The sequence below is a fragment of the Bartonella sp. AA23NXGY genome, from assembly GCF_042197165.1.
GTDB lineage: Bacteria > Pseudomonadota > Alphaproteobacteria > Rhizobiales > Rhizobiaceae > Bartonella.
Window position 1 is genome coordinate 22,708 of sequence record NZ_JBHIRO010000003.1, and the last position, 14,294, is coordinate 37,001.

A 14,294-nucleotide genomic window follows, 5' to 3' on the forward strand; every position below is an offset into this window, starting at 1 on the left:
GATTAGTTTTCAAATGAATAAAATTTCTTTCCTTGAAAAGGCTTATAAAAGAGTTGTTGTATCTTAGAGCTATTGTGTTGTTTTTATTTTGCTTGTTATGTACAAGAAAACAGTTTTTTGGTTTATTATTAAAAGGTTTGGAAAAGAATATTCTCCTATCTTTATAAATCTTTATTTCAATTTATAAAGTAATGAATTATCAATATAAATCAAATGAATATCACATAAATCTAAAGATTTAGATTAACATCTAATTTATTTATGATAAAATTGCTTTAATATATTGAATTATAATGATAATTTATCGTTTTATCTTTTGAATAAGAGCTACGAATATTCGTAGGATTTTATTATTTCAAATTCTGTGTATGTTAAATTAATCAAAACCACTCACGAATGTCGTTGTGAAATGGGCTTAAGAGCATTGAGAAATGTTTCTTAAAAAAAGTTATATGAATGTGCAAAACAATGATGTTCTGTTCTTTATGAGAGGACTATAAAGAAAGTGATAAACAAAAGTGCAACGCAATACATAATATTCATTATTTAAAAGATATTACTTTAGTTCGTTTTGAAATTCGTAAAGCTGAGTGAAAGGAAGACGGTAAAACTGGAAATTGTTTTTACCTTTACATCTTTACATTTTCCCTAAATGAGAATGTATACTCGTCAGTATGCACAGATATAGGAAAATATTTTTGTTCTAATCTAGTAAAATTGCAATAGCAGAGAAAATACTAAACTGTTTTAATATTTTTCTTAAATACCTAAAATGGATTGTGGCATTTTTAGAAATCTTTTTACTTGTATCATATATAAGAACTCTTGTTATCTGGAGGAGGATTTTTTTGCTTGAAAAAGAGTATCAATTTTATGATGCTATGGCTTCATGTAAGGGGATAACATTTTCTCCTTCTCTTTCTGGTGGTTTGATTGTTAAACCACTTGCCTTTAAAAAATTAGAGAAACGTCCCCCTTTATCGATCAATTCTTGAAAGTTTCCTTTTTCCATTAAGTGACCATGATCCAGAAAGAGTATCACATCAGCATTGCGTACTGTTGAGAGGCGATGTGCTATAATAAAAGTAGTGCGGTTATGGCTTATGCAATCGAGAGCATCTTTGACACGTGCTTCTGTTTCAACATCAAGAGCGCTTGTTGCTTCATCTAGAATGAGAATAGGGGCATTTTTTAAAACAGCGCGTGCAATTGCTAGTCGCTGTTTTTCTCCACCTGATAATTGAGATCCTCGTTCGCCCACCATTGTGTTATAACAATCAGCTTTTTTTAGAATAAAATCGTGAGCTTCTGCTATTTTTGCTGCTTCATAAAGTTCTTCATTTGTTGCGCTCGCTTTTCCTATTGAAATATTGTCATGAATAGTACGGTTGAAAAGACCCGAGTCTTGAAATACTGTTGCTAGAGATTTGCGTAAAGATTCGCGATTGATTGAGCATATATTTATTCCATCAATGGAGATATGCCCAAGGGTAGGGTCGTATACGCGTTGCAACAGATTGATCAATGTTGTTTTTCCAGCCCCTGTTGGTCCTACAATCGCAACAGTTTGTCCTGCTTTAACTTCAAAGGAAATATCAAAAACACCTTGAGAAGAATTTGGGAATTGATAGGTCACGTGATGAAATTGTATGGCGCCTTTAACATTTTGGAGGGAAGGAAGATTTTGCGGTTCGTTAATATGAAAGGTTGAGTCTTCCATTTCAAAAAATTCTTGCAGTTTTGCTTGTGAGGATATTGCACAATTAATAAAATTGCTCATTTGGTCTAGGCGGCTAATCATGAGTTGTGCAAATCCAACAAAAGCAACGACTTCACCTACTCGTAATTGATCTTTTGCAACAAAAAAAGCTCCAAGGAGAAGAACACAAACGATTGAAATTGTTGAAGCCATTCGATTTAAGCCACTGGCGAGCGCCCACCAATTGAGAACAGGATTTTGTGCTTTAAGAAGAGCATTTGTATGTTGATGCAGTATGGAAGTTTCTTCTTTTATTCGGTTATAACTTTGTACAATGGAAACATTAGAGATTGAATCACTGACATGTTTAAAAAGGTTATGATGATAGCATTCTACAGCGGCTTGTCCGTCTTTTGTTTTTCGCATCACTAAACGTGCAATTAATACATAGATGATGGCAAGCACAACCAAGACTATTGAAAGGCGCCAATTCATATTAAAGGCTATGGGGATGAGAACCAATAAGGCGACAAGCGTTGAGAGATGTTGTCGCATAAAATCAAGCCATATGGTTGACATGGAATCTATAGCGCGCAAAAGTGTATGGAGTGCGTTAGATGTTTCGCGTTGTTGATGCCAAATTAACGGCATGGCAATGATACGTTCGAAAGATTCTGTTAAAACCGTTAAGCGACGTCTATGGGCTAAGCGGTCTGCACCGCGAGCAACAAGGACATAAGCGATAATATGTGAAAGTCCAAAACAAACCCAAATGGCAAGAGTAGAGATGATACCTGTTTTTTCTGTAATAGAATCGATAACCCGTCCAAATAAAATAGGTTCTGCAATGGTGATAATCGCTAACATAACATTAGCGGTACAGATTAAAAGGGATGCATTTTTTTCTCTGTTTAGGTAAGTGAGAACACGTGCATAGGTTTTGAATAAGGACACTGTTAATTATCTCCATTCGCTGTTAAGCGTAAAGGCTATTGATTTTTTTTATAACGCTTAATTTTTAGCTAATAAAATTTGGACGTTAAGAAAAGGCAATTTTGGATACTAACTGTAATATGGTGTGATAAAGCCAACTAAAATATGAATTTTTGTGTTTATATTTGTGCTTATAAAGGCGCAAAAATAGATCAATAAAATTATCAGGCAAGGGAACTTTCATGGCAGGCGTAGAAATAAAAAAAGTTGAGGCAGATGAAGATGGAATGCGCTTAGATCGTTGGTTTAAAGTGCATTATCCAGGACTTGGTTTTGGAGCTTTGCAAAAATTGTTGCGTTCTGGTCAGATACGGGTTGATGGTGGACGTGTTAAAGCCGATACGCGTCTTTGTATAGGACAGGCTGTTCGTATTCCACCTCTCCCTATTAATGACAAGGAAAATTTTTCAATAACGGATAAAACACTTCGTGGGCAGGATGATGGGACCGTTTTGAAAAAAATGCTGCTTTATGAAGATCCAAAGGTATTTGTTTTTAATAAACCCGCTGGGTTGGCTGTCCAAGGAGGCTCTGGTTTAACACGTCATATGGATAGTATGCTTGAGGTATGGCGCAATAAAAAAGGTGAAAAGCCGCGTTTGGTTCATCGTCTTGATCGTGAGACGTCGGGGGTGCTTATTGTTGCACGATCAAGGGGAGCTGCTCAGTCCTTAACAGCTGCTTTTAGAGCGCGAGAAACAAAAAAGACTTATTGGGCGTTGGTTCGTGGCGTGCCTAAAAAAAAGCAGGACAAAATTTCAACGTGGATGGTTAAGGAAATGACTACACAAGGTGACAAAATGCGTGTTTGTGAACATGGGGAGCCAGATTCACATCATGCGGTTTCCTACTATCGCGTTTTAGATACACGAGGGCGGGCTCTTTCGTGGCTTGAAATGGAACCCTATACAGGGAGAACACATCAGCTTCGTGTGCATGCAGCCCATATGGATCATCCTATCATTGGCGATACAAAGTATTTTTTTTCTGATAGTAATTGGACATTACCAGGAGGAATTCAAAATCGTCTTCATCTTCATGCACGTCGTATTCGTATTCCGCATCCTTCAGGAGGAATATTGGACATTGTTGCACCTTTACCACCTCATATGGTCCAAAGTTTTAATCTTTTATCTTTTAATGAGAGTGATGCTGAAACCGACTAAACAAACTTCATTTGTTCTTTTTGATTGATACAAATTTTGTCTATAAATTTGATAAGATGAATAGGGCATTATTTGAAGAAAGTTTTTGATAAGTCGATCGCTATGAGAAAATTGTGTTTTTGAGTGATGAAATTTTCGAATATCATGGCTTTCTTTCTACAGCTCTTTATCCATATTGATTGTATTGTTATTTTTTGGATATGGTGTATCATTTAATAATCTGAGTTTATGAAGCTGCTTCTTTGAATTATCTATAGAGGTCATATATTGGGAAGGCGTGTCTGTTGAGGGAGATGAGTTAGATAAAATCTGAAAGATATTTACTAAAATAGAGAAAGCGATTTTAGTTTTTTATGGGGAATAATGAAGGCATTTTATAGTAATGCTTAGGAAAAGTAGACTCTCAAAAAAATCCTGTTGTCAAGGAAGTTTGTTCTGTTATAAATGTGGTTTGATATGCTTATAGTATAGATTTATGCTTTACTTACACAATGAAGCCTTCTTAGCAAAGTTCTCTTTTTAATGAGCAATTATTTTTCTACTTACTTAGTTTATCCAAAAGATCATCTTTCATAAAAGAAGAAATAAGTTTTTAGTATCTTAATGCTTCATTGAAGTGAACTCATCACATTAAAAAAATATCTAGACAAAAAATTGGAGATAAAACGTCAGGCGCGTTTTATTGCTCTAGGGAGGGCTTGAACACTTTTGTTTTTTCTAGTGAACAAAACAGATATTTATTATGGGAACATTCAAAGGGGAGATAAGTTGAAATTAGGAGTGACTGATGGGATCATTATTGATTGACGTTAATAACGTCTCAAAAATATATCGCAACATTGACAGAGGAATTGGTTTTAAAAACAAGGTGTTTTCTCTCTTCAAGCCGGTTTATACAAATCATCATGTGTTAAAAGATATGAGTTTCACCCTCTTTTCAGGGCAATCGTTAGCAATTCTTGGCCCTAACGGAGCGGGTAAATCGACACTGATTAAAATACTTTCTGGTATACAATACGCTGATGAGGGATGTGTTAAAGTCCTTGGTGTTGATCCTTATAAAGCGAAGAAAAATCTGTTCAAGTCTTTGGGTGTGGTCTTTGGTCACAAGAATTGTTTATGGTGGGATTTGCCCTTACGCTACAGTTTGGATATGGTTCAACCATTATATGGTCTTGAACGCGCCTCTTTTACCCGTGATCTTAAAGAGATCGCTGAGTTACTGGGCCTTGAGCATATTATGGATAAGCCAGTGCGGATGCTTAGTCTGGGTGAGAGAGTGAAAAGTGAATTGGCATTTAATCTCTCCTTTAGACCTAAACTGTTGTTTCTCGATGAGCCAAGTATTGGTCTTGATATTACATCTAAGCATGAAATCAGGGAGCTTCTTAAAAAACTGAAAAAGGAGCGTGGCACTGGATATATCATCACAAGTCATGATATGGGAGATATTGATGGATACGTTGATGATATTATTCTCTTGCATAAAGGAAAGAAACAGTTTCATGGTAATCTTCACGCGCTTAAAAATGTCATCCCTTCTTTGGTGAGAATAACGTTTTTTTGTGAACACATGGCTGTACCTTCAGCTGTTGTAGAAAAAATTGATGAGATTGCGTTGAAATTATCTACTTCTTTAAAAGATAAGCACTTTAACGCTGAAGAATGCTCGCTGGAGGTTTCGCTGCCCCGTGAGGATTTTGCGCGTTTTGTACGCGAAATTACAACCAAATTGAACTGTACGTTCTCTGTATCCACTCCCTCGCTTGAAGAGATGCTCCGTGTTAAATTTAAAGAATTTATCTAACCACTACTTTGGTATGTTTCTTTTTGCCAAGAATGGATTACTCACTGTTCTAAGTGATAGAGCAATGTTTTTTACCGATATTATCATTGGGACACTTTCGCCATTTGTTATTCAACTTCTATTATGGAATGCACTTTTCTCTGATACGGGCAACACCATAAATGGCTTTAGCTTTTATGATATGATGTATTATTATGCTTTTGCTTTAGTCCTAGGTCGCTTAAATAATGGTTATAATGTGATTAAGTTTTTCTCTCATCATGTTAAAGAAGGCCAATTAGAAGTATATCTTACAAAGCCCTTTAGTTATATGACACAAATGCTTTTTACTTTTTTAGGGGAGAGTGTATTATATAGCATCCCATTATTGGCTCTTTTTATTGTTAAGCTTGTTTTATCCTATGAAAATATTCTGGGATTGGTCATCGCTTTTCTGTTCTTTTTTCTGGTTGTTATTCTATCACAATTGCTTTGTTTTTTAATCTCTTTTGGAATTGCTTTATTAAGCTTTTGGGTGATTGAGTACAATATATTACTCTCTTTTAGTATTCTTAGTTCAGCGCTTCTTGGGGGTGTTCTTTTACCACCATCTTTTTGGCCGGTGTGGCTTATTCCGCTTATGCAATTTAATCCTTATCGTTTCATGATATCCGCTCCTGCCGAGTTTTTCGCGACGCAAAATTTAGCGTTGTTTCAGCAGTTTATTTTCGGAAGTTTTACTTATATTTTGTGTTTTTTATTCTTAATTTATATCGCTTGGAATAAAGGGATGAAAGCATATAATGGAGCAGGTGGTTGAGATGAAAATCATCCTTCATTTTATCAGTCTGAATATCCGCCGACAGATTGTTTATGGTAAGAATTTGGCTGGGGAGTTTATTCTTTCTCTATGCTATTATTTTATTCAATTCATATTTATTGATAGAGTATCTTCTTTTTCAGGAAAGATCGGTAACTATAGCAGAGATGAAATCCATTTTATCTTTGTTGTCTTTGTTTTACTTGGAATATTTTTGAATATTTTTATTAATTCTATTGAAACGTTTTTTGAAAAAGTAGCGGATGGTAAAATTGAACCATACTTGATAAAGCCCGTTTCAATTTGGTTGTTGATGTTGTTTGGTTGGTGTAAACCTCTTAATTTGATCAAGCTCTTTGTCCTTTATGTTAGTGCCTATTTATTTGTATCATTACCGAATATTTCTGATCTTAAGCTAAGATGGATCTCTTTTGTTGTTGCAATATTTTGTGTTTTTATTGTCAATATTTGTTTTTTTCTGATGTTCAATTTTATAACATTTATTATTAGCCGTAAGATGCCTGTCGAATATTTTCATGAAATGATTTATGAGCTTTCATTTGTGCCAATAGGAATTTATCCTTTAAGCATCGTAAAATGGCTTTTGTTTATGCTTCCCATGGCTTTTTCTGCTTCCTTGCCTGTGTCATTGTTGCTTGGTAAAGGCGAATGGAATATTGGATATCTTCTGTTGAGCGCTTTTCTTTCCATGGTCATGACTTTCATAAGTTATAAGAAAACAATGCGTAAATTTAATGGATTAGGGGGATAATATAAAAGTCATCATGATTATAAAAATAAAAAATTGAGTAAAAATTCTATCGTACTGTAAAATATCGTTATTTATGCTGGCGGTATAAGGCATGTAAAATTTACACATGAGGATTTTTTATTAGACATATTCATGCATAAAATCGGTTGTATTTCTATAGCTATGAGCAAAGAATTTACAATAAAAATCAGAGAATTAAATTTCTTGGTTTTAGATTAGTTTGAGTTTAGATGGCTGCTTGATGACACAAGCCAATGGTAAGATGGTGTACAATATTAGTAGTGCTTTCTCATCTGAGCAAAATTTATTTTTGTTGCATTTATAGTGCTAAAAAATTGTCAAAGATGGGTAATTTTTATATGTGTAGAATGTGGTTATTCGTGCGGATTTTGTTGGTGCATTCAATATATTATTACGTGGATGAGTTTTTGCTTAAACAATAAGAAAATTGACAGAATAAAGCTTTTAAGTTGCCCGATAGAAAGCTAAGAGCTTCGCCAAACAACATGATAGCAATTATCAAGACAACAATCACATAGAGATTTTTCAGCATGCTGAGCAGTCAAAATTCAGTTAATAATTGCTTGGAAATAAAAGGATTCACTAAGCAAAGCAGGAAAAAACGATGGCAACGCAACTGAGTTCAATAACATAATTAAATATATTTCTTTATTGTTCTTGTAAACTAAGAGAATTATACTTAATTTTATTGTGAATTTCTTATTTTATGTTATGATTTTATTTGATATAAAGATAATTATTATGTACTATTTTAGTGTTATTATAAATATTATTATTTAATTAAATATATACAATATAAACACATACAATATAAACATAATATATTTATATTATTTTAAATAGGTTATTTTAAAAATTAATTAAATAAGATATTATTTTTTAAAAAATTATTTTCTATTTTTTTAATATTAATAAGCTCATTTTTCAATTTTTCTTAACAATGATAAGAGAAAAATGGAGTTTTACATCCTCTTTACAATAAATAAAAATGATACTTTAATCTGGTTTTGCTCTCTAAGCTTAGAGCTATACAAATGTTATTGCTTATCATTAATAAAACTAATGTGATTGATGGCGTAGAGATTACAAAGGGCTAATTTTTTTTTGCATGTAATTCATATCTTTTACAAGACTTTAAAAATAACACAGAAAAAATGAGAGAGGAAGGAATAGTGAACAAGAGTGATAAGCTTTTTCATTTTCTAGTGTTATGATTACTTTTGTATTTTACGGTTCATTCATTGTATGTATGATCAATTCCAAAATTTTTATTTTAAGCTTATAGTGAATCTATATTTTAGTCTGTTATTGAAGTGTTGTCGTGATTGAGATTACAATATCACAGTAGTGAACACTCTGATTTAATAGAGAAGATTGTTTGCTAGCAAATAATCTATCCATATCAACGTTATTTAAATTTTTTTCCAAAATATATATATCTATGTTAATTTTCGTGATTGATATCTTTTCTAAGATGAAAAGGGGCATGAGCTGATTTAAATATCCATAAATTTTTCGTATTAACTCAAAAAATATACGATCATATAATTTTATGGCTATTCTAGATTATCATTTTGATAAACTGAAGAAGTATAACGATTAGCATTACAAAGGTTTGTGCAAAAATGCTTTTATTGGACATTATTAAATTTTTATGATTCATATTTTTAATCATTTTATCTTGGTTAGAAAAAAGGTGGACTCATTTTTATTTCTCTATTTTATCTTAAAGTCGTGGAATTATATTAATGTTAGAAAGTTATAATTGTGGAAGACAATGAACTTTATTAAAATTATTCCATGTTCTGGTAGAAACGCATGGCTGTGAAAACGTTGAAATGTGTAATAGCTTATGGCATTAGATTTAGCGCATTCACCAAAGTTATCCCTTATCTTATCTAATTTAGCTTTTTCAATCAAAGAGTTAAGCTGGTTCTTACGCTAATTGTAGCTGGGGCAAATATTTTTTCTCAATCTATACTAAGGAAAAATATTTTATAAAAATATTTATTTTAATATATTATACAAAAAAATAAAAACATTGCGTGTAACTAAAAAAACAACACATTGATATTTTTTATATTATAAAATCATAATAATATTTATGATAATAAAGCTAAATTTATAATAAAAACAATAAAATAACTTTATTTTAATATATTTTTATATTTAAATTACTAAATGTAAAGTACAAATAAAATAATTGACAATCGTTAAATAAACATGTAACGGAATATTGTAAGTGTAATATAATATAAAAATAACAATTAAAATAAAATTATTAATTGAATTTTGTATTATATTTTTATTATCAGAAAATAAATATACTTTATAGATAGATAACGGAATGTTTTCTATCTAGAGGGGGCGGTAAAGAAAATTTATTTTACTAAATATTGTAATTAGGTGGTTATGATGAAAATATTCAAGCATTGTATAGTATGTTTTGTTGCAGTAGCGATTTTCTTTTCACAGATTTTAAGAGCCAATGCTGATTCTTTAAATGGTAGATTTCAAAATGCTGGTTTTATTTCTGTAATGACACAGGAAAATAGAGTTATTAAAGCTGTCGATATGGTTATTAGCCAGTTTGGAGGACAAGGGGGTGAGAAAAATGTCCAAAAAGTCGCGGGTTTAATGGGGATGGAGACAGCGATTTTTGCTTTAATCGCATATTTTGTATATTTCTTTACTAGAAAGCCGCCCAGTCCTAACAGAGAGACAGGTGGAAGAACATTCGATGCTTTTGCTCATAGTTCATGGGCTTTGAATTAAAAGATATTATCCTTGATCAAATTTGAATTATGCTGTTATTGAATGTTTTATATTAAATAAATCGTGATATTTAATCACGGTTTATTTATTTTTTTTAATCTTAATGACATTGATAAGTTTATCTTTTTATATCATTAAGATATTGTTTTGTGGATGCCAGTATATGGTACATTAAATTCAGCTAATCAGTTGCTTTTTAAATTTACTTAAATTTTTTCCTCTTCAAAATGCGCATTTTAGCTAAGTTTGTGGTTGATATTTTTTTATGATGAAAACGCGAATGCATTAATTGAGATATCCATAAACTTTGTATATCAACTCAAAAAATACAAGGTCACACAATCTTACGACTATTTGTGGGTTTTATGTTGATGAACTGAATAAGTATAGCGATGCGTCTTACAAATATTTGCAAAAATGCTTTTATTGGAATCTTTTAATCTCTTTGTGGTTTACAATTCATTTTATCATTTTATCTTAAGCAAAGAGAATGTGGATTCATTTCTATTTCTCTATTTTATCTGAGAAGGGTGGAGTTATACGAATGTCAAAAAAAGTCATGATCGTGGAAGATAATGAGCTTAATATGAAGTTATTTCGCGATCTTGTAGAAGCGAGTGGTTATGAAACCGTTGAAACGCGTAATGGTCTTATGGCATTAGATTTGGCGCGTTCATCAATGCCATCTCTTATCCTTGTGGATATCCAGTTGCCAGAGGTCTCTGGAATAGATGTTATTAAACAATTAAAAGAAGATGAAGAACTTCGATCAATCCCCGTTGTTGCTGTAACAGCTTTTGCTATGAAAGGCGATGAGGAGCGAATTCGTGCCAGTGGATGTGAAGAATATATGTCAAAGCCTATTTCTGTCCCTCATTTTATCACAATGGTAAAGCATTTCTTGGACTAAAACTTGTTAAGTGGTGATAGAAAAAGCATTGAAAAGCTTATAAGATTGCTAAAGTTGTCGCGTAAATATTTTCGTGCTTCAGCACGTGGATATATTACAAGTTAGTAAAACAGATTTTAAAAATTGAAACTGAAGTTTTGAATTTTTTCGGTCTATTTTTCTTGCCTTTTATCTTAAGAGAAGAAGTTGTTTTGCATTCTTGTTTTTTCTAATCGGTATAGATTTGTTCCTACATTCATCTAAAAGTTTGTTTTAGTAGGGGAAAAAGCCCCGTTTTTGTCCGAGGCTTTATGCATTGCAAAAATTGAAATTAACGCTTTGAGAATTGGAAAGAACGACGTGCTTTTGCTTTACCGTACTTTTTACGTTCAACAACACGGCTATCACGGGTAAGAAACCCACCTTTTTTCAAGATTGAGCGAAGTTCTGGTTCGTAATAGGTTAAAGCTTTGGAAATGCCATGGCGCACTGCACCGGCTTGTCCAGAAAGACCACCGCCTGCAACGGTTGCAATAATATCAAACTGGGTATCCCTATTTGTTGCAACAATTGGTTGACGAAGAATCATTCTAAGAACAGGACGAGCAAAATATTTGTCAAATTCCTTATTGTTGATCGTGATTTTTCCAGAACCTGGTTTAATCCATACACGCGCAACAGCGTCTTTACGCTTTCCTGTTGCGTAAGCACGTCCTTGTGAATCAAGCTTCTGCACGTGAACAGGAACAACATTTTCATGTGTTTCTGTAATACTTGTTACTATGCTAAGCTCAGAAAGAGAATTAATTTCAGCCATAATCAAGCAATCCTTTTGTTTTTGCGGTTTAAAGCACCAACGTCAAGAGATTCAGGCTGTTGTGCTTCATGTGGATGTTGGCTTCCAGCGTAAACACGTAGATTCTTCAATTGACGGCGACCAAGAGGCCCTCGAGGAATCATGCGCTCTACTGCTTTTTCAATAACGCGTTCGGGAAAACGCCCCTCAAGAAGTTGACGTGCTGTACGTTGTTTGATTCCACCAATATAGCCGGTATGCCAATAATATTTTTTATCCGTATATTTTTTGCCAGTGAGAGCTATTTTATCTGCATTAATGACAATAACGTTGTCACCATCATCAACATGTGGAGTAAATGTAGCTTTATGTTTGCCACGTAAGCGGTTAGCAACAAATGTGGCAAGACGACCCAAAACAAGGTTTTCTGCGTCAATAATAACCCATTTTTTCACCACTTCAGTTGGCTTTTGTGAAAAAGTTGCCATAGAAGTATCCTTTATTAGAACCCTTTTAATATAAGGGAATTTTTACTGTTTTGCGTTGAAAATTGTTACCATAGCGAAATATTTAACGCATACTACTTGCTCTGATATAATGTCTTTTGATTGACGTCAAGAGAAAATAAAAACTTTATAAAACAATATGTTACAAGAAAGGTATTATAATACCCCATTAAAAGAAGTTTGTAGACCATTTAAACTTAAAATGAATGTTGCAAAAGACTATTTTATCTTTAACGCATGATTGTCTTTTATCGTTCTTCATTATAAAATAAGAAATAATGCAGTGGTCTCGTTATTTTCTCAATGTTGAATCTTCTGCTTGTGGTCAAGCTTGGTTAGATGCCCTTGATGTTCAAGGGATAAATAACGCGCGCGCTATTTCTCAAAAATTTGGCTTTCCAGATCAGTTAGCTCGAGTACTTTCAGCAAGAGATGTGGATGAAGCTGAGGCTGTTGCTTTTATTAATCCAACATTGCGTACGCTTATGCCTGATCCAGAAAGTTTTAGGGATATGCAATGCGCTGCAGAGCGCATTGTTAAGGCTCTTCTCAATCAAGAACAGGTTGCTGTGTTTGGTGATTATGATGTTGATGGTGCTTGTTCATCGGCACTCATAGCACGTTTTTTTCGTTATTTTGGTATTGAAGTCAAAATTTATATTCCTGATCGTATTGTTGAAGGCTATGGTCCGAATGAACAAGCAATGAGAATGCTTGTGCAAGAAGGCGCTCGGTTAATTATCACTGTTGATTGTGGCGCAAACAGTCCTGATGCCGTAAAAGCAGCGAGGCTTGCTGGTGCTGATGTTGTGATTTTAGATCATCATCAAATGTCAGAGATTCATCAAGAAGCTGTTGCTCTTGTCAATCCTAATCGTCCTGATGATTTTTCTAAACAGGGGCATTTATGTGCAGCTGGTGTTGTTTTTGTTACGTTAGCTTGGGTTCATCATTTGCTGCGGAAAAAACAATTCCAAGGACCGCTGCCTGATCTTTTAAGTATGCTTGATCTTGTTGCATTGGCAACCATATGTGATGTCGTTCCATTACAGGGGGTTAACCGTGCTTTTGTGTTAAAAGGGCTTCAAGTTGCTCGTTCTATGCATAATCTAGGAATAACAGCTTTAACAAAGGTTGCACGAATAGGGGAGCCGCTTAATAGTTTTCATTTAGGTTTTTTATTAGGTCCTAGAATTAATGCAGGAGGGCGCATTGGTGATCAAGCTTTGGGAGCACGTTTGCTTAGCTGTGAGAATAAAGATGAAGCGGACAGAATAGCAGAACAATTAGATCGGCTTAATCAAGAACGCCAAGAAATGGAGAATATTCAATTAGCACAAGCGGAATCCTATATTGCTTCTCTTTATCAAGGTCAAGAAACACCATTGTCACTTGTCATTTCTCATAAAGAATGGCATCCGGGGATTATTGGTATTCTTGCTTCCCGCCTCAAAGAGCGTTTTTTTTGTCCTGTTTTTGCTATTGCTTTGAAAGAAGATGGAAATGGCGTAGGGTCGGGACGCTCAATTAATGGTATAGATTTAGGAGCAATCGTTCGTGAAGCTGTTACACTCAATTTATTAGAAAAAGGAGGGGGGCATAGTATGGCAGCAGGAATTACAATTCAATCAACAAAAATTGAAATTTTTCGAAAATGGCTAGAAGAAAAAGTTTCTTTAATGGTTTCACAGTTGCGTGCAAAAAAATCTCTTAGTATAGATGGTTCTCTTTCTGCTTCTGGTGTTAATGAAGCGCTGTTTGAATTGCTTGAAAAAGCAGGGCCATTTGGGGCAGGGAATGCAACACCTGTTTTTGTTCTTCCCTCTCATCGACTGGTGAATCTATCTGAAGTTGGTAAAGGACATCTTCGCCTCATTGTATCTAATGTTGAAGGAAAAAAACTACAAGGAATAGCTTTTCGTGCTGTAGGGACATCGCTAGGTGATTTTCTTTTTGAAAATATTGGTGAAATGATTCATTTAGCTGGTCATCTTAGTTTGAATTATTGGAATGGAACGATCAATCCGCAACTGCGCGTGATTGACGCAGCTGCAGTGGTTTGAAAGGGATA

General features: G+C 33.8%; 11 protein-coding genes. 7 read left to right on the forward strand and 4 right to left on the reverse strand.

Annotation, left to right across the window (positions count from 1 at the left end):
• Window positions 1-871: 871 nt before the first annotated feature.
• Entirely contained in the window at window positions 872-2,653 is a 1,782-nt protein-coding gene (locus ACFINY_RS02325) for a glucan ABC transporter ATP-binding protein/ permease (protein WP_375645912.1), read from the reverse strand.
• Between the two features lie 221 nt (window positions 2,654-2,874).
• On the opposite strand from ACFINY_RS02325, the gene ACFINY_RS02330 reads away from it, so the two are divergent.
• From ACFINY_RS02330 to ACFINY_RS02355, 6 genes are all read left to right on the forward strand, one after another.
• Complete coding sequence (locus tag ACFINY_RS02330) at window positions 2,875-3,858, forward strand: RluA family pseudouridine synthase (protein ID WP_375700791.1); 984 nt, start codon at window positions 2,875-2,877, stop codon at window positions 3,856-3,858.
• Window positions 3,859-4,645: 787 nt separating this feature from the next.
• Window positions 4,646-5,665: an ATP-binding cassette domain-containing protein gene (locus ACFINY_RS02335; RefSeq protein ID WP_375629017.1), complete on the forward strand. Its 1,020-nt coding sequence runs from the start codon at window positions 4,646-4,648 to the stop codon at window positions 5,663-5,665.
• The gene (locus ACFINY_RS02340; RefSeq protein WP_375650466.1) at window positions 5,640-6,464 is read left to right on the forward strand and encodes an ABC-2 family transporter protein; all 825 of its coding nucleotides are present in this window, start codon (window positions 5,640-5,642) and stop codon (window positions 6,462-6,464) included. The genes ACFINY_RS02335 and ACFINY_RS02340 overlap by 26 nt, the downstream gene beginning before the upstream one ends.
• The gene (locus tag ACFINY_RS02345; protein WP_375613131.1) at window positions 6,448-7,236 is read left to right on the forward strand and encodes an ABC-2 family transporter protein; all 789 of its coding nucleotides are present in this window, start codon (window positions 6,448-6,450) and stop codon (window positions 7,234-7,236) included. Before ACFINY_RS02340 ends, ACFINY_RS02345 begins: the two co-directional genes overlap by 17 nt.
• Window positions 7,237-9,672: 2,436 nt before the next feature.
• On the forward strand, window positions 9,673-10,032 hold the full coding sequence (locus ACFINY_RS02350) for a hypothetical protein (RefSeq protein ID WP_375611583.1): 360 nt from the start codon (window positions 9,673-9,675) through the stop codon (window positions 10,030-10,032).
• A gap of 544 nt (window positions 10,033-10,576) precedes the next feature.
• Complete coding sequence (locus ACFINY_RS02355; protein ID WP_273724078.1) at window positions 10,577-10,942, forward strand: response regulator; 366 nt, start codon at window positions 10,577-10,579, stop codon at window positions 10,940-10,942.
• Window positions 10,943-11,020: 78 nt separating this feature from the next.
• Here ACFINY_RS02355 and ACFINY_RS02360 read toward each other — a convergent pair whose 3' ends face one another.
• The 3 genes from ACFINY_RS02360 to rplM form a co-directional block, all read right to left on the reverse strand.
• Window positions 11,021-11,098 (reverse strand): hypothetical protein, encoded by a 78-nt coding sequence (locus ACFINY_RS02360; protein ID WP_375606729.1) that lies wholly within the window; start codon window positions 11,096-11,098, stop codon window positions 11,021-11,023.
• Between the two features lie 154 nt (window positions 11,099-11,252).
• Window positions 11,253-11,738: a 30S ribosomal protein S9 gene (gene rpsI, locus ACFINY_RS02365; protein ID WP_015856545.1), complete on the reverse strand. Its 486-nt coding sequence runs from the start codon at window positions 11,736-11,738 to the stop codon at window positions 11,253-11,255.
• Between the two features lie 2 nt (window positions 11,739-11,740).
• Window positions 11,741-12,205, reverse strand: coding sequence for a 50S ribosomal protein L13 (gene rplM, locus ACFINY_RS02370; protein WP_015856544.1), 465 nt, complete (start codon window positions 12,203-12,205; stop codon window positions 11,741-11,743).
• Between the two features lie 296 nt (window positions 12,206-12,501).
• Between rplM and recJ the strand changes: the two genes are divergently transcribed.
• On the forward strand, window positions 12,502-14,286 hold the full coding sequence (recJ, locus tag ACFINY_RS02375) for a single-stranded-DNA-specific exonuclease RecJ (RefSeq protein WP_375629022.1): 1,785 nt from the start codon (window positions 12,502-12,504) through the stop codon (window positions 14,284-14,286).
• The last annotated feature ends 8 nt before the right edge of the window (window positions 14,287-14,294 follow it).

Coding starts and splice junctions, on each gene's coding strand:
- ACFINY_RS02355 (WP_273724078.1), top strand. CDS start 10,577: ATGTCAAAAAAAGTCATGATCGTGGAAGATAATGAGCTTAATATGAAG.
- ACFINY_RS02335 (WP_375629017.1), top strand. CDS start 4,646: ATGGGATCATTATTGATTGACGTTAATAACGTCTCAAAAATATATCGC.
- recJ (WP_375629022.1), top strand. CDS start 12,502: ATGCAGTGGTCTCGTTATTTTCTCAATGTTGAATCTTCTGCTTGTGGT.
- rpsI (WP_015856545.1), bottom strand. CDS start 11,738: ATGGCTGAAATTAATTCTCTTTCTGAGCTTAGCATAGTAACAAGTATT.
- ACFINY_RS02345 (WP_375613131.1), top strand. CDS start 6,448: ATGGAGCAGGTGGTTGAGATGAAAATCATCCTTCATTTTATCAGTCTG.
- ACFINY_RS02350 (WP_375611583.1), top strand. CDS start 9,673: ATGAAAATATTCAAGCATTGTATAGTATGTTTTGTTGCAGTAGCGATT.
- rplM (WP_015856544.1), bottom strand. CDS start 12,205: ATGGCAACTTTTTCACAAAAGCCAACTGAAGTGGTGAAAAAATGGGTT.
- ACFINY_RS02330 (WP_375700791.1), top strand. CDS start 2,875: ATGGCAGGCGTAGAAATAAAAAAAGTTGAGGCAGATGAAGATGGAATG.